This is a genomic window from Microcoleus sp. PH2017_08_TRC_O_A (assembly GCF_020738665.1).
Lineage (GTDB): Bacteria > Cyanobacteriota > Cyanobacteriia > Cyanobacteriales > Microcoleaceae > Microcoleus.
Genome location: NZ_JAEQCE010000001.1, coordinates 114770 through 136652, shown reverse-complemented (window position 1 = coordinate 136652; position 21883 = coordinate 114770). Strand labels below are relative to the sequence as shown.

The window sequence follows — 21883 nt, the reverse complement described above, 5'->3', positions numbered from 1 at the left end:
AGAATGTAGAGGCAGGCCCGAAAGCCTGCCTCAAACTATCCTATTCTACCCCCTCAATCCGATCCTCCACCTCCTGATACAACTCACGCAACCTGTCCAAATTACTCTCCGAAGTCTCCCAATAACCCCGGCCATTCACCTCAAGCAAAGTGCTCACAATCTTGCGGAATGAGTGAGGATTTAAGTTAAGCAAACGCTTCTGCATCTCCTCATCTTGGATAAACGTACCGTTCACATCCTCATACACCCAATTATCCACAGCGCCCGCAGTCGCACTCCATCCAGTCGTATTCACCAGACGCTTAGAAATCTCCCGCACGCCTTCATATCCGTGCGATAACATCCCCTCGTACCACTTCGGATTCAGCAGCTTTGTCCGCGAATCTAAACGCACGGTTTCTGATAGCGTCCGTACCTGGGCGTTGGCTGTTGTGGTATCAGCAACGAAGGATGTTGGTTGCTTACCGTCGGCGCGCAAACTGCCGATTAATTTGGTTGGATCGGAGTCGAAATAGTGCGATACGTCGGTTAGCGAAATCTCCGCAGAATCTAAGTTTTGGAAGGTGACTTCAGCAGTTTTTAAGGATGATTCAAAAATCTGCCTGTCTTGTTCCATTGTTCCGGGATTGTCGGAAGAAAAGGCGAAGGATTTGCGGGTTAAGTACATTTCCTGCAACTCGGCTTCGGTTTCCCAAGTGCTGTTTTCTACCGCTAAGTTGACGTTAGATGAATAGGAACCGGAAGCGTTGGAAAAGACGCGGGTGGCTGCTTGGCGCAGGTTGATTCCCATTTCTTCGGCTTGCTTCAATGCGTGTTTGCGGACGAAGTTCATTTCTAAGGGTTCGTCGGCTTCCGCTGCCATTTTCACTGCTTTATCTAACAGGTTCATTTGGTTGATGAACAAGTCGCGGAAGACGCCGGAACAGTTAATTACTACGTCGATTCGAGGCCGTCCCAACTCTTCTAAAGACAGCAATTCCAGTTTGTTTACCCGGCCTAAAGCGTCGGGTACTGGCTTCACTCCCACCATCCACATTACTTGGGCGAGGGATTCGCCGTAAGTCTTGATGTTGTCGGTTCCCCAGAGCACAACGGCGATGGTTTCGGGATAGTTGCCGTCGTTATCAGTGCGCTGTCTTTCTAATAGCCGATCGACTACAACCTTAGCAGACTTGATCGCCCCAGTCGTAGGGATTGACTGCGGGTCCAAAGCGTGCATATTCTTGCCAGTCGGCAAAACATCCGGGTTGCGAATCGGATCGCCGCCTGGGCCGGGGATAATGTATTCGCCCTCTAACGCGCGTAACAGTGCGCCTAATTCGTTGTCGGCGCAAACTTGCTGTAAGCAGAATTCGAGATACTCAAAGAGCGGTTTAATTAGCTCTACATCGACTTTTTTGTAACCGGCTGCGTGTAAGGATTCAATCCAAGGTGTTTTCTTGCCCATGTTGAAGAAATTCAACTTGGAAACTAGGGAAACTCGACCCTCAGCATCGGTTTGTTCTTTCACTAAAGCGCTAACAGCATCGCGACAGGCTAAGGTGATATTTTGCAGCAATTCGACATCTGCTAAAATGCCTTTGTCGTTGTTGGTGTAGATATCGTCAATATTCCGATCGCAACTTAGAGCAATAATCCGCGACAAACTGACTAATCCGTCTTCTTCCCGGTCTAAATTAGCGATATTGACGAGTGTTGCGATCGCCTCTTCCGCAGTCGGTGGCTTCCCAACAACGTGCAAACCACAAGGTAACAACCGCGATTCAATCTCCATCAACTTGCGGTAAACCAAGCCAACTAAATTGTCCCGATCCTCCGCAGTCATGCCCGCAGCAACGCCTCTTTCCTGTTCCGGAGGTAAGGTGATATCCTTGTCCAAATTGACCAAACGGCATTTTTCGACGATCGCATCCACGATCGGCACACCCCGGCCCGTATCCTTCAAAGTTTGATAGGAAGCAATCAACTCGCTGAGTTCCTGCAAACCTTTGTACAAACCAGCATTTTCTGCCGGAGGAGTCAGATAGCTGATGGTTTCAGCATAACTGCGGCGCTTAGCAATTGTTGCCTCGCTGGGATTGTTGGCGGCGTAATAATAAAGGTTAGGAATCTTGCCGATCAAACTGTCGGGATAACAATCGATAGACATTCCCATCTGCTTACCAGGCATGAATTCTAGGGAACCGTGAGTGCCAAAGTGCAGCACCGCATCCGCACCCCAAATGCGCTCTAAATAAGTGTAGTAAGCAGCAAAACCGTGGTGCGGACTTGCAGAACGAGAGAATAACAACCGCATCGGATCGCCTTCATATCCAAAGGTAGGTTGCACTCCGATAAATACGTTGCCGAAATGTTTGCCGAAAATCAGCAAATTTTGTCCGTCGCTGTTCAAATGCCCAGGAGGCGGGCCCCAATTTTCTTGCAAACGTTCCGAATAAGGAGTGAATTCTTCGTATTCAGCTACGGACATCCGGTAAGCAATATTTAATTCCGGACTTTGGTATTGGGCTGTTGCGTCGTGGATGACTTCTTGCATCAGTTTTTCGGCGGAATCCGGCAGTTCTGGCAAGTCGTAACCGTTACCTTTTAGGGCTTTCAATACTTCGTAAATTGAGCCGAAAACGTCCAAGTAAGCGGCAGTTCCCACGTTGCCTTTGTCGGGCGGAAAACTGAAGACTGTGATCGCAACTTTTTTATCTAATTTTGGTTTGCGCCGCAGCATTGCCCATTTCATGGCGCGCTGGGAAATTGCCTCAATTCGATCTTGTAGCGCGATCGCCTTTCCAGTTGCGCCATCTCTACCCGACAAAATAATTGGTTCGATCGCACCATCCAACTCAGGAATCGCCACTTGCAAAGCAACTTGAATCGGGTGCAAGCCCAAATCGCTATTTTCCCACTCTTCCGTCGTTTGGAAAACCAGCGGCAAAGCCACCATATAAGGGCAGTTGAGCTTTTTCAAAGTCTCGATCGCCTTTGGGTGATCTTGTTTCGCCGGGCCGCCAACCAACGCAAAACCAGTCAGAGAAACTACCGCATCTACGATCGGCAGCGGTGCCACACCTTTGGGCCCAACTTCCAAGAAAAAGCTTTCAACCGGTTTCGAGAAGTCCAAACCGCCTGCAAAAATCGGTAACACCCGCGCCCCCATTGCCTCCAATTCCTGCACAATTGCTACGTAGTGTGCGTCATCTCCAGTAACTAAGTGAGTGCGCTGCAACACTAAACCAATGCAAAGTGCGAGGGGATCTTTGAGATCTGCGGAAATATCTTTGCGGGCATTATACCAGTTCAGATATCCTTTGACATCCTCAAACATGGACGGTGCTAAAGGATGCCAAATCCCCATGTCGGGGTAGACAACAGGTTCTTGAAAAGTTAACTGTTCCTGGCCTTTGAATACATATTTATGTGACAGCATCAGCAAGAAGTTTTCCAAGTTTTCTTGGGAACCGCCCAGCCAATACTGGAAACTCAGCATGAAGTTGCGGGCATCTTGGGCTTTGTCGATCGGCAAATATTTCAGCACTTTCGGCAAAGTTTGCAGCAGTTTCAGCATTCCGTCTTGGAAGGAACTACCGGATTTTTCCTTCCGTTTTTTCATGAATTCGCCGATCGCGCTTTTGCTTTGTCCCAACTGCGCCATCGAGAAACTGCCCATTTTATTGAGTCGCATCACCCCAGGCATCGACGGGAAGACGACGGCGACATCCAAGCTGTCGCGCAGCGGTTCCACAGCCGCTACCACTTTTTCGGCCAAATCTTCGATAAAAATTAGAGAAGCAATAAATACATTGGCATCAGCCACATCCCGCTTGAAGGCCTCGTAATTTTCCGGGCTGCGGAGTTCTTCGATCAGATAGCCGCTGATTTCTATTGCCAGATTCGGATTTTTGTTATTTATCGCTCGAACCGCTGCGGAGAGGGCGCTTTGATACTGCGGTTCTAGTACGACATAGACCACCTTCATGAGCGATCGCCCCTGCAAGTTTTCCGGCACGACGTGGCGAATGGTGGGCTTGACGTGAGTGAACATCCGGTTAGGCTCCTTTAAGATGCTGTTTTCGGCAATCGGGAATTTTTTTGTCCCCTAAGCATTTTTACCAGAAAACGCTTGCCATTAGGCGATTCGATCCTGCTAATTACACAATTCGACAAATTTATTGCAATTTTTAGTTACATTATTTTACAAATTCCTTGAGCAAATGCTCCAAATTATCTTTACAAAAATTTACTTGACATATCTTATAAAATATGTTTAAAGCAAGCTATCATAAAAAAATCCCCAAAAATCAACAAACCTTTGAGAAAAAAAATCCCGAAACAAGCTCGAACTTTTGTATAACAGATCATACTTGCGATAGAGCAGTTAATTGAGGGGGAAAAGGCATAATCTATGAAGATAGAATAAAAAATTCTAGTAATTTGTATGTCACAAAACTCAATATTTGCCTAGGAACTTAAAACCATTTTATAACTTCTGAATTCTATACAGTATATGCCAGGTTTATGAAGTGCAGTAGGGACAAGGCAATGCCGTGTCCCTACCGGAATTTCTCGATCCGAGGCGTACTTCATAAACCTGGAATCTGCTGTAAGTTCCCGATCCGCGATCGAGTCAATGAAAAGCTAATTGGTATTCACAATCAAGCTCATCAAAACCATAGGTATAAAACATGGCTAACTACGCAATTTTCGACGAAAAATACTACCTCGCCCAATATCCTTGGGTCAAACCGGCCATTGATGCCGGAGTAATCGCATCTGGCAAAGAACACTTTGAAAAATTTGGTAGAGCAGGTGGCTTAACTAAAGTATCGCGTTATTTTGACGAAGCTACTTACCTTGCAGGCAACCCAGATCTCGCACCCTTTGTCAAAACTGTCAACCCAAACGCGCCTTTTGCCACCGGCCTCGATCACTTTATTCAGTTCGGTTACGATGAAGGACAGCGCCGCACTAAAGTATCGCCTGAGTACAACGAAGATTTTTATTTGGCAAATAACTCAGAATTGCGATCGTTTATCGGGGCTAATGCACCTTTCAAATCAGGATACCAGCATTTCATTCAATTCGGGGCCAAAGAAGGCCGTTTTGGGACTTCGTTTTTTGAACCGGAATACTTAAAGAAAAATCCTGATATTGTGCCATTTGTCAACTCTGGAAATTTGAAAACTGGTCGGGAACACTACTTCAATTTCGGGAAAAACGAGCCAAGCCGCGACGCAACTTTTGTTGGCAGCCGTAGCAACGACATTATCACAGGCGTTGGCGTGGGGAATACCGAACTTGTGGGAGTAGAAGTAGGTATCGATCGCAACGGAAACCGGCAGTATGAAAGCTTTGGAACTAATGAATTCGATGTCCTAATTGGCAGCCCGGGAGTTGATACATTCGTCCTCGGAGTTCCTGCATCAGCCGGGAATCCCTCCGCCGCAGCGCTGTATACAGGTAACGGTCAAGCTACGATTCGCAACTTCGACATAGAAAATGATTTGATCCAACTGCAAGGAAATTCTTTAAGCGGTTACAGCCTGACTCCTGTTGGTGGCAATTTGTCAATCCAGCGTTTTGGAGATGTACTCGGCGTGATTGAAGGAGGTGCAAACTTGAATTTGAGTTTCATCCAATCTAATGGTAACGGTACTTTCGCGATCGGTTAGTCATTGGTCATTAATCATTAGTCATTAGTCATTAGTCATTGGTCATTAGTTGATACTGATGATTGATGGCTTTTGAGTTTTCTTGCGATCGCCCTTTTGTGTCTACCAGCAAAAAAAATGCTGCTAGATAATACTTAACTTGACATAATGAGCTAGTAGAGTTAGTAATAGTGGGTTGATTTTAACAAACAAATCTGTAGACTAAAAATCAGGTAAATGGCATGACAAACTATGACATCTTCGACGAACAATACTACCTTTCACAGTATCCGTGGCTGAAACCAGCACTTGATGCAGGAATCATCAAATCTGGCAGAGAACACTTTGAAAAATTTGGTCAAGCTGGTGGCCTCACCGCAGTATCGCGTTACTTTGACGAACAAACCTATCTAGCTCAAAATCCAGATATTGTTCCCTCAATCCGCAACTCAAGCAATCCAAACGCGCCTTTTGCTTCTGGTTTAGACCACTTTATCCAGTTTGGTTACGAAGAAGGTCGCACGCGAGTATCGCCTGACTACGACGAAGCATTTTATGTAGCAAATAATCGAGATTTGTTACCGTTTATTCAAAATGGAACCTTTAAAAATGGTTACCAGCATTTCATTAAATTCGGAATCAAAGATGGTCTGTTTGCGACTTCTTTCTCTGAACCGGATTATTTCACTGGCGATATCAGGTCACTTGTCAATTCAGGAGTGTTTAAAACTGGCAGAGAACACTATCTGAAATTAGGACAATTTGATCCTAATCGTACTGCGACTTTTGTCGGAACTTCTGGTAATGATATTGTTACTGGTTTCGGGGCGGGGAATACCAGACTCATTGGAGTTGAAGTAGGTAGAAGTGTCCCTAATGTTCTCACAAGTGGGATCTTCACGGTTTATGAAAGTAAGGGCGACAATGAATTTGATACTCTGATTGGTGGTACAGGTCAGGATGAATTCCTATTGGGTACGACTACGCCAATGGGTATTAGATCTGCATTGGTCAACATTGAGGTTTTCTACAATGGGCCTGGTTTTGCTACAATTCAGAACTTTACACAAGGTCAGGACAGTATCCGGCTGGGAGGATATTTAGATTGGTACATTCTGTCTCCTATCAACAATAATCTAGATTTACAAATTCAAACAAAATTCTCAGATAGCTCATCTGGTGCGATAGTATTGGACACGATCGCCGTAATTAAAGGTGGCGGCAATTTGAACTTGAATCGATTGCCAGAATCATTAAATAGTTTTTCATACTTTTTATTAGGCTAAAAATCCAGAAGCGATTAATGAGTGGGTGTTGAATTTGATGGGTGGAATCGCCCATTGAAACAAAATGGCGATCGCGCTTTGCTATTCCGGCAACTCGCCAAAGCGATCGCGATATTGAGCCACCAATTCTTCAGCCGTCAAATACCTAGTACCTCGTTCGTCAAACCAGTACAAAACCTCCAACTGTCGTTCCCCATCGCTGTACCGACCTCGACCAATTCCTAAACCCACTTCCGGCATCCAAAAAGGTTCACCAATTTGCTGTTCGTACTCGCCATTTACCAAATGATAAACTTCAAAGGGTTGATGTTGGTCTCGCCGCCAGTAATAGGGATTGTAAATTACGTAGTAAAGCACGCCCAACTTCGCGTAAATATCAATCTTTTTATCGTATTCACCGCCGTAAGTTTGAGAAACAATCTCTAAGGCAAATATCGGGGGAATATTATTTTCTTCCCACAGGACGTAACTGAGGCGCAAAGTATCGCCTTTGAATCTTTCGACACCCAGACTTAGAAAGCCGTCAGGAACGATTGGAACTAGATGACTTACTCCCGTCGTGTGATAAACTCCCATATCCACCGCAAAAAACCAGTCATTCCGCTCGCGCCAGTGAAATTTGAGCAAGAATAACAGTAAGTTGGGAAGAAAGTTTTGATTTTCGTTATCCACGGGAGTATCATCCGAAGAAGGGAGTTCGGCGCTGGTTGGCAAACGCATTTCTCGATCGAATAGTACCATGATATAAAAATGGCAAATTTATTAATTAATTATATCATCCAGAAACCGGGTTTATTTGATAAACCCGGTTGCTAAGTTGTTAATGGCGATCGCGCGCCAGCTTCAAAACCTCAACCACATCTTGGTGCTTTTCCGAAGATGCCCAGATTAACGCAGTCCAAGTATTATTATCCTTGGCTTTGAGATCGGAACCTCGATCGATCAAAACCTGCACAACATCAGCGCGCCCGCTACCCGCTGCACTCATCAAAGCCGTCAAACCAAAAGCAGTTTTAGCATTCACATCCGCCCCCGCATCCAGCAAAAGCTGTACAATCTCGGTATGTCCGGCAGCAGCAGCACTCATTAACGGCGTCCAACCGTCATTATCCTGACTCTTAGCATCCGCCCCTGCTGCGAGCAATTTTTTGACAATATCAGCATTGCCAACCTCAGCCGCAGCCGTCAAAGCCGTCGCGCCTTCCTCATCTTTGGCGTTGATATCTGCACGTTGTTCGATCGCACATTCCACAGCCGCCACATCACCCATCTTGACGGCATCCATTAAATCTGTCATAGAATTCTCCCTTGTATCCTTTTAAATCTTAAATGCTATGACAGTCGATATTTTAATCCTTTCCAACGGGCCCGGAGAATTAGCAACTTGGGTGCGTCCCGCCGTGCAAGCATTGCGCCAGCAATTGGCAAACAGGGGCACAGAAGCGCGCATCTCCGTGGTGCTGTCCCCCTGTCCGCACGCCACGGGAAAAGAAGCAGAAATCGCATTGAGCTACCCAGAAGTGGATAGAGTGCAAGCACCGGAGCATTTTTTTCGATTTTTATTATCGGGCAAAACTGCCCAAAATTGGGATTGGTATGAAACGGGAGTTGTTTTGTTTTTAGGCGGCGACCAATTTTTTACGGTTGTTATTGGCAAAAGGCTAAAATATCGCACTGTTACCTATGCGGAATGGGACGCGCGGTGGTATCGCTGGATTGATAGGTTTGCGGCGATGAAACCGGAAGTTTTGGCTAAAGTTCCGCAAAAATATGCTGATAAATTTACAGTTGTGGGAGATTTGATTGCGGAAGTAGGCGATCGCAAATCGGAGACAAAAGACGGCGTACAACCCCGACGGGAAATAGAGTTAATTGGATTGTTACCGGGTTCTAAGGCGGCAAAATTAGCTTTAGGTGTACCGTTGTGTTTGGCGATCGCCCAATCGATCCATCGAGTCCGCCCTGAAACGCGCTTTGTAATTCCGGTTGCTCCGAGCTTAGATGTGCAAACTCTAGCACGTTTTGCCGACGCTGAACAAAATCCCTGCTTGCATTTATTTTCCAACGCTAGCGCGGAACTTCATTTAACAGAATCGCCGTTTTTGCAGACAGCAAATGGCTTACAAATAGAACTTTGGACGCAAACTCCTGCCTACGATTTGCTATCAGAATGCAGCCTGTGTTTGACTACTGTGGGGGCGAATACTGCGGAATTGGGTTCGTTAGCTGTACCGATGATTGTGTTGATTCCGACGCAGCAGTTGGATGCGATGAAAGCTTGGGATGGTTTGCCGGGATTGTTGGCAAATTTGCCGTTAGTCGGTTCTGTTTTTGCGACGGGGATTAATTGGCTGATTCTGCAATTGGGGAAGGGAAAGCTTTATGCTTGGCCGAATATCTGGGCGGGCGAGGAGATTGTGCCGGAGTTGATCGGGCGGCTGGAAGCGGATGTTGTGGCTGATTTGGCGATCGACTATTTGAGCCATCCTGATAAATTAGCACGGATTGGCGATCGGCTCCGCAGTGTGCGCGGCGAGTCTGGGGCGGCGCGGAAAATCGCTGAATTGGTTTGTGAAGAAGTCGATTTTTGCGATCGTTAATTGTGGTAGGGGCCCTTTCACCAACAATATCTAACGCCAACCAACAATTTACATAAACCCGCCCCCACCCCACAGAAAATATCAACCTGCATTATCTTAGCAATTTTCCTGATTTTCCCAAATATCGTAGGGGTGGGTTAACCAACAATATCGAACACCAACCAACAATGTAAATAAACCCACCCCCACCCCACAGATAATATCAACCTGCATTATTCCATGATAATCAAAATTGATGCAGCCTGTTAGTTATTTGTTGGGTTGGGGCGGGTTTATATATCCCTGCGCTGCTGACAGATATTGTTTGTGAACCCGCCCTTACAGGTCTTTTTGATATCAACCTAGCCCCGATCGTGCTTGGCAATTACCCAAATAGCGTGAACAACGCCGGGAATAAATCCCAAAAATGTCAGAACCAGGTTGATCCAAAAATCACCTCCAATTCCGACGGTCAAAAATACGCCCAGCGGGGGAATAAAAATTGCAGCGACTATGCGGATTAAACTGCCCATGTGAGTTACTCCAAACGACTTTTCTCTTTCAATTTAACTTCACTGACCGACAGACCCTTTCCCGAAAAATTTAGGCGGTGCTGCGATCGTGTAAACTTCGGTTTCCTCGGCGATTACTTTTCGTAAGTGACCGGGAACTTGCATCAGTCCCAACAGTGTAATCCCGTCTAACATCCGCAACCCACCAATTGTTTTGTCGGCGAGCAATTTGTCGGTAACTTCAGGTTCTGGCCGCGTGTTTATTTCTTGGCTGGAAGCTACCGCAAAACCCCAAGGAGCTCCGTAGGTAGAAATAAAGCTGGTGCAGGATTGAACGTTGGGGAAAACCGATTTCAGGGTGTTGACAATGCGGGCGTGCATTTTCATTTCTGCTGGAGAAACTGGGCCCGCTTGCACTACGAAATACCCGTTAGGTGACAGTATTTTGCGGACTTTCTCAAAATACTCCTTGGTAAACAACTGGAAAGATGGCCCTTCTTCAATGGGATCGGATAAGTCGGAAATCACAATATCCCAATCGTTATCTGTGTTGTCTAAATAGTCCAAAGCGTCGCCGATTACTACTTCGGAACGGGGGTCGTCAAAGGCGTTTTGGTGCATTTCTGGTAGGTGTTCGCGGCAAGCTTCTACTACTTCGCCGTCAATATCTACCATCACTACTTTTTCAACACTTTTCCAGCGCAACACTTCTCTAATTGTAGCTCCTTCGCCACCGCCGAGAACTAGCACTTTTTTGGGCGAACCGTGAGCAATCATGGCTGGGTGCACGAGGGGTTCGTGGTACAGAAACTCGTCGCCCGTACAAGATTGCCATTTCCCGTCCAAAACTAAGCCTTTGCCGTAGGTGCCGGTTTGAACTACGTACATTTCCTGATAGGCTGTTTTTTTGTAAGCGAGCACGCCGATGATGCCGTGAACGTAAATATCCCAAGGGGTAATGTACTCGCTCATCCAAAAGTCTGCACGGACTTCGCTACCTGACATTCAATACTCTCCCAATGTGAACTGCTGTGTCGATTTTCTCGCAAGTATTAATTCCTACCATAAAATGGCGCTGGTGTGTAAGTGCGATCGACACATGGGAGTTATAGCCTTTCCATCTCCCATATGAGGTACTCATGGGCATTGGGCAAACAGGGCATTTGGCAAACAGGGCATTTGGCAAACAGGGCATTTGGCATTGGGATACCTCAACTTGCATATCCACAATCTCACCGCGACGCACCTGACAAACTCTCTGCGGTGTAAATAATCATCCGTTTCACTCTTTCCCAACACTTCTTTTATCGCAAAACTCGATCGCAATGCTATTCATATCATTTATAACAAATCGTGCTACAAAACAATTGTTGGGCTTGCTCTACCCGATGGGTAAGGTGCGTCGCTATCAGATTTGCAATTCAATGCCAGTAATTTATCGCAAGCGACACATCCTACGAATACTTTTATCGCAAAACTTTATAAAACTGGTGTTAATACTTGTACCCACGCAGGTTGGCTACAAAGTTGTTGGTCACAGGTTATTTGTTGCAGGGCAATTATTCACTTTCAAGTCGCTGCTAGAAGTTGGCGATCGGTGTTTATATTGAATATATTGGTCAATATTGGCGATCGCACCACCTGAACTTAAGTGCTGACCAACAAGTATAATTTACTAATCAATAAGCAGGAGCTTACCTAAGTATATGCTGAAAAATCTTCTGATGTTTGACCTCAAGTTTTGGAAAAAAGTGAGCCGGAAACTAAAAAGCTTTATGCTTGGCATTGCGACAGTCACCCTGTGTACAGTGATATTAGCTAGTTGCACGAAAGCAGAAGCCCCTTTGCGAGTCGGTGCCAATGTTTGGCCTGGCTATGAAACTCTGTACTTGGCTCGCAGTTTAGGGTACTATGACAATACTCCTATTCGATTAGTAGATTACCCTTCAGGTACAGAAGAGGTACGAGCCTATCGAAATGGAGAAATTGAAGCAGCGGGCATATCCATCGACCAAGCTTTGGTATTGGCAGCAACCAATCCCGACGTAAAGATTGTAGTTGTAATGGATTTTTCTAACGGTGGGGATGTGATTCTCGGCAAACCAGAGATTCCAAATTTGCAAGGCTTAAAAAACCGACCAGTAGGCGTCGAATCTACTGCACTAGGAGCATTCATAATTACCCGTGCCTTAGAACAAAAAGGTATGTCACCTAAAGATATCAAAATTGTTTCTTTAGGAGTATCGGAACATGAACGAGCTTTTAAAGATGGAAAGGTAGATGCTGTTGTTACCTTTGGATATGCTCGGACAAAGCTGCTAGCAGTAGGCGCAAAACAACTGTTTGATAGTTCGCAAATCCCCGGTGAAATTGTCGATGTTCTGATAGTACGCGACGATGTAATTAACAAGCAGCCCAAGGCTTTGCAGGCTTTAGTTGACGGTCGGTTTCGTGCCCTAGATTACTTGACAAAAAATCCCCAGGATGCTGCTATTCGCATCGCTCCCCGCACAGGAGTGACTCCAGAACAATTCTTAGAATCTTTAAAAGGGCTGAGCAGTCCAAGCCTCCAAGAAAATCAAAAGTTACTAGGGAAAACAGATCCGTCATTGCTGAATGGCGTCAAGCGATTGTCTCAAGTGATGCTAGAAAACAAGTTGCTGCCAAAAGCTGTAAATCCTGCTCCTTTGTTGGACGACAGATTGGTCAAGAAAGTGAAATATTGATCGATTATAATTCTAGTTAGTCGGGAACAAATATGAGTTTTAAGTGACTATTGATTTGCATATTTTGGGTTGAAATTAGCAACAACAATCTAGGAACTCAAATTTATATCATTTCTAACTATGAAACAATTCCCTTTTTCTCTACGTTTATCAATTCCTTTAATCCTGTTGACTTTCGGCAGTTTGCTGGGTTTATTTTCTTTTGAACGAGAGGTACATCAGTCGTATCGGCGGCAAGAAGAAAAAGGAATTAACGATTTAAAGTTTTCTGCAAATCAAATCTCAGGAATGCTGGAATATTTGTACCGCAGAGGAGATGTTGAGCAAGTGGAAATCGCAATTAGCAAGTTGGGTAGCGAGCGAAATATCCGCTTAGCGTTGCTTTGTGATGAAAATAACCGAGTAATTTTGGCAACCCGTTACGAATTGCGGAATCACCCGATCGCCGAAATCTCGTTACCTAACTATTTGCCAGAAGAATTTTTCAAAGTTCGGGAAAAGATGTCAGGAGAAGTCAAGCTTGCTCAAAATAAAGAGAGTACCTGGGCAATTTATCCGGTTTTGTTGGGGGCCCAGCCGGGAGAAGTTCGCCCTTCGAGAGTCGGCATTCTTTTGGTAGAGTATGATATTTTGTTATTCAAGCAGCAATCTTATGCAGATACTTTGCAGCGATCGGCCGAAACGAGTATTGGGTTAGCTGTATTTTGCATAATTGTCTGGTTGTTTTTCGATCGAACCTTGACAGGGCGGGCTGCGAGGCTGGTAGCAGCGAGCAATAGCTTCAGCCAAGGAAAATTGGACGCGCGCGCGCAACTGGGAGGATCTGATGAACTTGCTCAGATTGCGGCCGCTTTTAACCAAATGGGCGATCGCATTCAGTCTGATACGGAGGTGCTCCAAGACAGCGAGAAACGTTTCAGAAGCTTGGTTTCCAATCTCCCGGGTGCGGTTTATCGATGGGTATTCGATGCCGACTGGACGATCGAGTTTATCAGTGATGCGATCGCAGATATTTCGGGCTACTCCGCCACCGATTTTATTGACAATCGAGTGCGAAGTTTTAACAGTATCATCCATGCTGAAGATGCAGCAATGGTACAGAAGATTATCGATAAAAGAATCTTGAAAAAACGGGATTATATCATCGAGTACCGCATTATTAGAGCGGATAAGACTGTGAGATGGGTGTCAGACAAAGGTCAAGGCATATTTAATGAAAACGGCGATCTTCTCTGGCTTGACGGAGTAATCTTTGACATCACCAAGCGCAAGCACGCTGAGGCAGAAATGCGTCAAATTTTAGAACTTAAGGATAAACTTGCGGCTACTGCTACTGCTCAATCTAAACAACTCAAACAAACTCTGCAAGATTTACAGAAAACCCAGGCTCAACTAATTCAAACAGAAAAAATGTCTTCCCTCGGTCAAATGATCGCTGGTGTAGCCCACGAGATTAATAACCCTGTTAATTTCATTCACGCCAATCTTTCTCACGTTAGTACCTACAGTCACAACCTATTAAGTTTAATCGATTTGTACCAGCAGGAATATCCGAATCCTAAGGCGGAAATTGCAGATTTGATTGAAGATAGCGATCTGGAGTTTGTCGGCGAGGATCTGCCGAAAATATTGTCTTCAATGAAAGTGGGTACTAATCGCATTCGTGAAATTGTACTAAGTTTGCGAAACTTCTCTCGCTTGGATGAATCAGACCTCAAACCAGTGAATATTCATCAAGGACTTGATAGCACGCTTTTGATTTTACAGAGTGCTGTCAAAGCCAAACCCAATTTTAAGGAGATTGAGATTGTCAAAGATTATGGAGATTTGCCACTCATTGAATGTTATGCGGGGCAGCTAAATCAAGTATTTATGAATATTTTGAGTAATTCTATATATGCTTTGCACAATCCCGAAAATCACGATTCCCAAAAACATCAAGCTCACTCTCAAGGTCAGATTATAATTAGTACATTTATTTCAAAAAACAATTTGGTAAAAATCAGTATTAAGGATAATGGGCCGGGAATAGATGACGCAGTGAAAACAAAAATTTTTGACCCTTTCTTTACGACAAAACCAGTGGGTACAGGTACAGGTTTGGGGCTATCAATTAGCTATCAAATTGTGGTGGACAAACACGGCGGGAGGTTGGAGTGCATATCGACAGTGGGAGAAGGGACTGAATTTGCGATCGAGATTCCGATCGCCAAATCCCGCAGTTAATCTAAGCTGTAGCCTTTCTCAGAAAGATGAGGTACTAATGGGCATGGGGCATAGGGCATAGGGCATAGGGCATAGGGCATAGGGCATAAGAGGGTGCATCTGGCGCAAGGCAAATATATCCGTAGGGGCGAAGCATGACCTCCGTCAATATGGGATTATAACTAATAACTTATATGCGGTCATGCTTCTTCAGGCTTCAAAAACCAGATGCACCCGCATAAGACTAGCGGGCATACCTCACTTTTTTGAGAAAGGCTATATTTTTAGTTGACTAATTTACAGATATCGGCTAATGAAACGGCGCCGCGAGCAAAGTGTGTCAATTTGAGCTGCGAATGTATTATCACTCTGCTGTCTGACTATTAGGATCTATATCCCCTCTAACCCCCTTAAAAAAGGGGAGTAGGGGGTGGGACAGGAGTATTCTCAAAGTCCCCCTTCTTAAGGGGGATTTAGGGGGATCTAGACTAAGTTAGAAGCGAGATTTTTCAGGGATTTTAGTCTTAATAAGCTAAACTGAGGGATAATAAAAACTCCCTATGACCGCGGCTCCTCCTAGTTTGATGTGAAACCCTATGTCTACTGTCACTTTTGGTTTATTAACCCCCTCCGCGGCAGAGGCCGGGGCATCCTACGGTAGCAGCCAACCGCCGCAACGCCCCACCACATCGGCACAGTGGATCGAGGTGTTGGTGGACTCTCCTTTCAGGGGCGCGGGGGACTCGCCGGGGGAGGAAAACAAGTTATTTACCTATCGCTTACCTGCGGAATTGAACGTGCAGCCGGGGGATATTTTGAGTGTACCCTTTGGCAGCCAACAGGTAGGGGCGATCGCAATTCGGTTCGTTTCTCAACTGCCGGCAGACTTAGATCCGGGGCGGGTGAAAGATGTCGAAGATGTTGTCAGTACGGGCTTTTTTCCGCCTACTTACTGGCAATTGCTCGAACGAGTATCTGCTTATTATTGTACAACATTAATTCAAGTAATTAGAGCTTCGCTGCCACCCGGTTTGTTAAGCCGTTCAGTGCGCCGGATTAGGTTAATTAAAGATGCTGTTTCTCCAAATGCCGAAACATTTTTGAATCCCGCCGCCAGTCAAATTTTGCAATTGCTGCAAGCTCAAAAAAAGGGCGATTACACTTGGCAATACCTTCAGCGCCAAGTCAAGGGAAGTTATCGGGGATTGAAAGATTTATTGCAACGCGGTTGGGTAGAAAGTTATTTAGAACCGCCCAATCCTCCGAAACCACAACTCAAACCGGCAGTGATATTAATCCCCAGCGCCTTTGTCACGGATTTAACTAAGCGCCAACAAGAAGTATTGGAAGTTTTGCGGCGCGGCGGCGGTGAAATGTGGATGAATGATTTGCTGAGAATTTGCAGCGCGGGTGCTTCGGTTGTCAAAAATTTGGAACAGAAAGGTAGCGTTGTCATCGATCAAAGGGAAGTTCTCAGGGGCGATCGCGGAATTGCTCAATTACCCGATGCACCGAAAAAGTTAACTCGTTTTCAAGCTGACGCTTTAGGGTTTATTAACAGTTTTTCGGGATTCCGTCAAGTGCTGTTGCACGGCGTTACCGGTTCTGGTAAGACTGAAGTGTATTTGCAGGCGATCGCCCCAATCCTCGCCAGTGGCAAATCCGCCCTCGTGCTCGTCCCGGAAATCGGGTTGACACCGCAACTGACAGACAGATTCCGCGCCCGGTTTGGCGAGCAAATTTGCGTGTACCACAGCGGGCTATCCGACGGCGAACGTTACGATACATGGCGGCAGATGCTCACAGGAACGCCACAAATTGTCATCGGCACGCGATCGGCCATTTTCGCACCATTACCGCACCTCGGCTTAATTATCCTCGACGAAGAACACGACAGCAGCTTCAAACAAGACCAACCAGCGCCCTGCTACCACGCCCGCACCGTTGCCAAATGGCGCGCCGAATTAGAAAATTGTCCGTTAATTTTAGGTTCCGCAACGCCAGCTTTAGAGACGTTGGTAGGGACGCGCCGAGATTATCACTCGTTACCAACTATCCATTATTTATCATTACCAACGCGCGTTTATTCCCGCCCGATGCCGCCCGTGGAAGTAGTGGATATGCGCCAAGAATTGCGGCAAGGGAACCGCTCAATTTTCAGCACTTCTTTGCAAAATGCCCTGGAACAATTGCAAGCAAGACAACAGCAAGGCATCCTATTTATTCACCGCAGAGGACACAGCACGTTTGTGTCTTGTCGGAGTTGTGGCTATGTGATGGAATGCCCGAATTGCGATGTTTCTCTATCTTATCACCAGGTCGGCGAAGGCACAGCAGAAATCCTGCGCTGTCACTACTGCAACCACACGGAAAGACATCCTCAAAATTGTCCAGAATGCAGTTCTCCTTACTTCAAAAACTTCGGTAGCGGCACTCAGCGAGTGGAACAGGAATTAACGAGATTGTTTCCAGAATTGCGGGCGATTCGGTTTGATAGCGATACTACTAGAAATAAGGGCGATCACCGCCGATTGTTAACTCAATTTGCGAATGGGGAAGCTGATATTTTACTTGGTACGCAAATGCTGACGAAGGGGTTAGATTTAGCTCAAGTTACATTGGTGGGAGTTGTGTCTGCTGATGGATTGCTGAATTTATCGGATTATCGCGCCAGCGAACGGGCTTTTCAAACTTTAACTCAAGTTGCGGGCCGTGCGGGTAGAGGCGACGATCCGGGGCGGGTAATTATTCAAACTTACACTCCCGAACATCGAGTGGTTCAAGCTGTGAAGCGGCACGAATATACAAGTTTTGTGGAAACAGAATTAGCAGAAAGGGCGGCGCTGAATTATCCACCTTCGGGGCGGTTGATTTTGTTGCGGTTGAGTAGTGTGGATGCGGCGGAGGTGGCGGTGACTGCGGTACAATTGGCGTCTGTTTGTCAACAGTATATCGATCGACTTTCGGTGACTGGCTGCGAGATGTTGGGGCCTGCACCGGCGGCGATTATGCGGGTGGCGAACCGCTATCGGTGGCAGATTTTGCTGAAGTTACCTTTGGATGAGTCGCTGGATTTGTCGGATTTAGTCGGGTTGCGCGATTCCCTTCGGGATAGCTTCGCTTCACGTACGCCGCGTTCTGTTAGTCTAACTATTGATGTCGATCCGTTGAATTTTGGTTGATTGGGGATGGAAAAGCGAGAGATGCAAAGATCAGACGGCGGTTGAAACCGCGTCTACACAAACAATGTCCGCCTCCGCGGACTCAAGAAAACAACATAAATTTTAACGGTAGCCTCTTCAACCCGCGGAGGCGGGTTTTGTCTGTATAGACGCGGTTTCAACCGCCCGGTATTCTTTTCCCAAGCGTATCAGATTATGAATAATTTTCCCCCGCGCCAGATTAATTGTGAAGCTGACTTAATTGCTACCCAAAATCGGATTAATTCTATTTTGGATCGCCGAAAACTGACACAAGATGACCGAGATTACTTAAATGTGCTGGGTATTCTTGTCTATGATTACGAACAAAAACATGAGCCAATGCCTGTGCTGAAGGGGATTAAATTGCTCAAGGCTTTGATGGTTGAAGCTGAGCTTTCAGAAAAAGACTTGGTTGATATTTTTTCTACTGAGTCTCTGGTGGCTGAGGTTTTGAATGGTAACAGGGAACTGACGGTGAGTCAAATTCAGAAATTAGCTGAGTTATTTCATTTATCGCCTGGGGCATTTTTTGAGTAAAATTAATCCGATTCCCACTCTCGATCGATTCTTTCTAAGTCTTTCACGGCTCCCAATTGTTGAAAGATTTGATGGGCTGTATTGTAATATTGTTGGGCAAGTTCTGGGTTGTTGCGCTGGCGTTCAAGTCGTGCTAAATCGTAGTTAGCCTCAGCAATTTTTGCAGATTCTCCCAGTTCTTGTAATTTCGATAAAGCATCTTTGATCAGCGGTTCTGCGGTTTCAAAATTGCCTCTAAGCATCTCAATTTCTCCCAAACAACCGATCGAAGTTGCCATCCCTTCGCGATCGCCCAATTCTGTCCTTAATTCCAAAGATTGTCGATACAACCTCTCTGCTTCATCCCAATTGCCACGATCTCGCTCTATATCTCCCAATAATCCCCAACTATTTGCCATCTGTTCGCGATCGCCCAATTCTATCTCAACTTCCAAACATTGCCGATACAGTCGTTCTGCTTCATCCCAATTGCCACGACATTGCTCGACATATCCCAATACTTTCCAACTATATGCCATACCAGAAAGATCACCCAATTCTATCTCAACTTCCAAAGATTGGCGGTACAATCTCTCTGTTTCATCCCAATTGCCGCGACATTGCTCGATATATCCCAATTCTTTCCAAATATATTTTATACCAGAGCGATCGTTATATTCGCTGAAAATTTCCAAAGCTTGTTGATAGTAACGCTCAGCTTCAGTCAAATTCCACATTTCTTTTGCCACCCATCCTAACTGCTGGTAGGTGCTTGCTTGAGAATATATATCTCCGATTGCTTGTTCAATGTCTAAACATTCCTGATAAAAAACAGTCGCCTGTTGCCAATCTCGCAAATCCTTACAGACATTCCCCAAATAATACAAAGCATTAGCTTCACCGCGACGGTTTCCCAGCGTGCGGCTAATTTCCAGCGATGCTTGATAGGCACTCATTGCTGCCAAAAATTGTCCCTCTTGCCGATAAGACGCACCCAATTCATTGTAAACTTCAGCTTGCAACGATAAATTTTCACTTTCCTTTGTTAACTCCAAGGCTGATTCTAAATACTCCCTCGCTTTAACCAGATTTCCTTGACTGAGATAAGCAACTCCTAATTGATGTAAAATATTGCTGCAACCACTAGGATTTTTTTCTGTTCCAGAATGACTCGGCTTGTAGTCCATCAACAAAGACTCTAAAAGTTCAATGCGTTCTTGCTTTTCAGGCGTTTCTAATGTCCTAAAACTTCTTTGCGAATCGAGAGTCCTAGCAACGGCATCATCTCTAGTAGCTTGAGTAGTTTTAAACAGAAATACTCCCGATCTCCACGCCCAAAAATCCGCTGCAAACTTCGCCAAACGAGTAATCGCATAGTCCGGCAAAACAAACAGCATCGGATGGGGAACGCTTTTCTTATAAGCATCTCGCACCCAATTAAGGTCTTGTAAAACCGGAGGATATTCGCCAAATTTGCCGATCGACTTTTCCAATCCCCGCACAATTAAAACTAATTTTTTATTGGGTTCTCGCTGAATAGTAGGTAAAATTTTGATAATTTCATCTCGGAGGAAACGCAAATTCTCATCAAAATTCAAAACTTCAAATTGAGTTTCTTGAGAAATCGGATGATTTTGCAATCCCTCAATTAGAAAATCAGCTTCCGTATTAAAATTAACTTCTACAAACCCAATTGTAAACTTATCCGAAAAATCAACAAACGTCAACAGTTGAGTAAATACCTGCGGATTTCGCGATATAAATTGCCTAATTTCTAAATCTCTATTATTCTGGGTTGACATTAGATTCTCTCGCATCTCGAAGAGCTTTTTTGAATTCTTCACTTTGCTTGACTACCGGATTCGGATAGTTCCATCGATTTTTGCCGTTGTATTCCAAAACCGAAGTATTGAATAACATTAATTGACCGACATCATCTTTAGTAATATTTTTTGTCAAACAAACTTCAGCTAAAACTGGGTAGTGACTTTGCGGAATAAACCGCTCAAAATTAAATTGCTCTTGTTTAATTGCATAAATAACATCTTCAGCATTTATTTTATCATGCTCGTTAGTGCTGGCAGTTAAACAAGCCGTCTGCATCATCTGCATGAGTTGGCGAACGTGCCCACCGCTGGCTTTTGCCAATTCCAGCAATTGTTCGCGAGACTCAAAGATTTTATCAACTTCAACCCGGCGCTCGATTAAACTAGCAATAGTATCTAAGCCTGTTTGGTTGTAATTTAAGTCACAATCATCTCGATTAAACTCATAGATATTGACCATCGGGACAATGTGAGGATTGCCAAAATTATTATTGAGGTTTTTAGTAGAAGAAAGAACTGAAAGGGGTACTGTGTAAACGATAGTACAATCTAGTTGTTGAAGTTGAGCCGCATAATCAAAAAATAAATGATTCGCTACCTCTGGAGGAACGCGGTCTAAATTGTCAAATATAATCAGAAATCCTTTATATCTGGGAAACTTTTTCCGCATTTTTTTGACAGCATCATTTAACAGTAAGTTGATATCTGCTTTTAAGCGAGAAATATCTTTTTCTAAAGTTTGGCGAATTGTTTTCTTCTGCTTATCAGAACCTTTGATTTGTGCCAGTAACTTTACTAACAACTTTGCTAAAAATGGAGCTTCTGGCCCCAAAGTTACTTCTCCTTCGACACTTACGGAACTTTCAACACTTCGTTCTGTTTCTTGGGTGACATCCTTAAACCAAGCCTCAAAATTCTCCATCAGCCTAGTATCTAATTTCAGTCCCAGCCGACGCATTTCAAACTCAACTTGCTTAATGGTGATCAAATAAAAATCTGTATAACCGACATCATTAATATCTGTCTCTTCGTTGACCTCCAGATAAATGACGCGATAATATTTTTCCCACTCCTTTTGAATTAGCTTCAATTCGGTACTTTTGCCGCAGCCCCGATGTCCTGTAAACAGAATTGTGGTATACTTTCCGGCTTCTTGAAAATCTAAACGGGTATTCACACTTGCGATCGCTGTTGTTTTGCGAACGCCTGATAAGTTAACATAATAGCGATCGAGGTCATCGCCTTCTAAGGGTTCGACATTACAAAGTTGATAGGCTGTTTTGAGGGTAGTGGCGCGGTTTATAGGAAGAGTAGTCATAGGTGTTTAATTTAGTAGATGTATTGCAGGCAACCTGAACAATGTATCAAAATTATGTTATTTATCTAAT

At 44.9% G+C, this 21883-nt stretch carries 14 protein-coding genes; 7 read left to right on the top strand and 7 right to left on the bottom strand.

Annotated features, from left to right (window positions below; genetic code table 11):
• Positions 1-40: 40 nt before the first annotated feature.
• The gene (locus tag JGK22_RS00540) at positions 41-4036 is read right to left on the bottom strand and encodes a magnesium chelatase subunit H (RefSeq protein WP_293312161.1); all 3996 of its coding nucleotides are present in this window, start codon (positions 4034-4036) and stop codon (positions 41-43) included.
• Positions 4037-4676: 640 nt separating this feature from the next.
• Here JGK22_RS00540 and JGK22_RS00535 point away from each other — a divergent pair.
• On the top strand, positions 4677-5663 hold the full coding sequence (locus tag JGK22_RS00535) for a calcium-binding protein (RefSeq protein WP_293176662.1): 987 nt from the start codon (positions 4677-4679) through the stop codon (positions 5661-5663).
• A gap of 221 nt (positions 5664-5884) precedes the next feature.
• Positions 5885-6928, top strand: a complete 1044-nt coding sequence (locus JGK22_RS00530) for a calcium-binding protein (RefSeq protein ID WP_293206851.1) — start codon at positions 5885-5887, stop codon at positions 6926-6928.
• 81 nt (positions 6929-7009) lie between these two features.
• Here JGK22_RS00530 and JGK22_RS00525 read toward each other — a convergent pair whose 3' ends face one another.
• Positions 7010-7669, bottom strand: coding sequence for a Uma2 family endonuclease (locus tag JGK22_RS00525; RefSeq protein WP_293206853.1), 660 nt, complete (start codon positions 7667-7669; stop codon positions 7010-7012).
• 79 nt (positions 7670-7748) lie between these two features.
• Positions 7749-8225 carry an ankyrin repeat domain-containing protein gene (locus JGK22_RS00520; protein WP_293218039.1) on the bottom strand — a complete coding sequence of 159 codons (477 nt, stop codon included), beginning with the start codon at positions 8223-8225 and terminating at the stop codon, positions 7749-7751.
• A 37-nt stretch (positions 8226-8262) separates the two neighbouring features.
• On the opposite strand from JGK22_RS00520, the gene JGK22_RS00515 reads away from it, so the two are divergent.
• Positions 8263-9528, top strand: coding sequence for a lipid-A-disaccharide synthase (locus tag JGK22_RS00515; protein WP_293189163.1), 1266 nt, complete (start codon positions 8263-8265; stop codon positions 9526-9528).
• 341 nt (positions 9529-9869) lie between these two features.
• Here JGK22_RS00515 and JGK22_RS00510 read toward each other — a convergent pair whose 3' ends face one another.
• Complete coding sequence (locus JGK22_RS00510; protein WP_293205156.1) at positions 9870-10040, bottom strand: YqaE/Pmp3 family membrane protein; 171 nt, start codon at positions 10038-10040, stop codon at positions 9870-9872.
• 39 nt (positions 10041-10079) lie between these two features.
• Positions 10080-11024: a fused MFS/spermidine synthase gene (locus JGK22_RS00505; RefSeq protein WP_293176650.1), complete on the bottom strand. Its 945-nt coding sequence runs from the start codon at positions 11022-11024 to the stop codon at positions 10080-10082.
• A gap of 701 nt (positions 11025-11725) precedes the next feature.
• Between JGK22_RS00505 and JGK22_RS00500 the strand changes: the two genes are divergently transcribed.
• The 4 genes from JGK22_RS00500 to JGK22_RS00485 all read left to right on the top strand — a co-directional run bounded on the left by JGK22_RS00500 (position 11726) and on the right by JGK22_RS00485 (position 18690).
• Positions 11726-12745, top strand: coding sequence for an ABC transporter substrate-binding protein (locus JGK22_RS00500; protein WP_293176648.1), 1020 nt, complete (start codon positions 11726-11728; stop codon positions 12743-12745).
• Positions 12746-12865: 120 nt separating this feature from the next.
• On the top strand, positions 12866-14971 hold the full coding sequence (locus JGK22_RS00495) for an ATP-binding protein (protein ID WP_293205155.1): 2106 nt from the start codon (positions 12866-12868) through the stop codon (positions 14969-14971).
• Between the two features lie 575 nt (positions 14972-15546).
• A complete protein-coding gene (priA, locus tag JGK22_RS00490; protein ID WP_293312159.1) occupies positions 15547-18132 on the top strand; it encodes a primosomal protein N' in 2586 nt (861 codons plus the stop codon).
• Between the two features lie 195 nt (positions 18133-18327).
• Positions 18328-18690: a transcriptional regulator gene (locus JGK22_RS00485; RefSeq protein ID WP_293218030.1), complete on the top strand. Its 363-nt coding sequence runs from the start codon at positions 18328-18330 to the stop codon at positions 18688-18690.
• 2 nt (positions 18691-18692) lie between these two features.
• Here the strand turns inward: JGK22_RS00485 and JGK22_RS00480 are convergent, their stop codons facing one another.
• A complete protein-coding gene (locus JGK22_RS00480) occupies positions 18693-20471 on the bottom strand; it encodes a tetratricopeptide repeat protein (protein ID WP_293312157.1) in 1779 nt (592 codons plus the stop codon).
• On the bottom strand, positions 20455-21813 hold the full coding sequence (locus JGK22_RS00475; protein ID WP_293312155.1) for a P-loop NTPase fold protein: 1359 nt from the start codon (positions 21811-21813) through the stop codon (positions 20455-20457). Before JGK22_RS00475 ends, JGK22_RS00480 begins: the two co-directional genes overlap by 17 nt.
• Between the last annotated feature and the right edge of the window lie 70 nt (positions 21814-21883).

Excerpts from the sequence above, each read along its gene's own strand:
- JGK22_RS00500 (WP_293176648.1), top strand. The coding sequence starts at position 11,726 with ATGCTGAAAAATCTTCTGATGTTTGACCTCAAGTTTTGGAAAAAAGTG.
- JGK22_RS00475 (WP_293312155.1), bottom strand. The coding sequence starts at position 21,813 with ATGACTACTCTTCCTATAAACCGCGCCACTACCCTCAAAACAGCCTAT.
- JGK22_RS00540 (WP_293312161.1), bottom strand. The coding sequence starts at position 4,036 with ATGTTCACTCACGTCAAGCCCACCATTCGCCACGTCGTGCCGGAAAAC.
- JGK22_RS00510 (WP_293205156.1), bottom strand. The coding sequence starts at position 10,040 with ATGGGCAGTTTAATCCGCATAGTCGCTGCAATTTTTATTCCCCCGCTG.
- JGK22_RS00525 (WP_293206853.1), bottom strand. The coding sequence starts at position 7,669 with ATGGTACTATTCGATCGAGAAATGCGTTTGCCAACCAGCGCCGAACTC.
- JGK22_RS00485 (WP_293218030.1), top strand. The coding sequence starts at position 18,328 with ATGAATAATTTTCCCCCGCGCCAGATTAATTGTGAAGCTGACTTAATT.
- JGK22_RS00520 (WP_293218039.1), bottom strand. The coding sequence starts at position 8,225 with ATGACAGATTTAATGGATGCCGTCAAGATGGGTGATGTGGCGGCTGTG.
- JGK22_RS00505 (WP_293176650.1), bottom strand. The coding sequence starts at position 11,024 with ATGTCAGGTAGCGAAGTCCGTGCAGACTTTTGGATGAGCGAGTACATT.
- JGK22_RS00530 (WP_293206851.1), top strand. The coding sequence starts at position 5,885 with ATGACAAACTATGACATCTTCGACGAACAATACTACCTTTCACAGTAT.
- JGK22_RS00535 (WP_293176662.1), top strand. The coding sequence starts at position 4,677 with ATGGCTAACTACGCAATTTTCGACGAAAAATACTACCTCGCCCAATAT.
- JGK22_RS00515 (WP_293189163.1), top strand. The coding sequence starts at position 8,263 with ATGACAGTCGATATTTTAATCCTTTCCAACGGGCCCGGAGAATTAGCA.
- JGK22_RS00480 (WP_293312157.1), bottom strand. The coding sequence starts at position 20,471 with ATGTCAACCCAGAATAATAGAGATTTAGAAATTAGGCAATTTATATCG.
- priA (WP_293312159.1), top strand. The coding sequence starts at position 15,547 with ATGTCTACTGTCACTTTTGGTTTATTAACCCCCTCCGCGGCAGAGGCC.
- JGK22_RS00495 (WP_293205155.1), top strand. The coding sequence starts at position 12,866 with ATGAAACAATTCCCTTTTTCTCTACGTTTATCAATTCCTTTAATCCTG.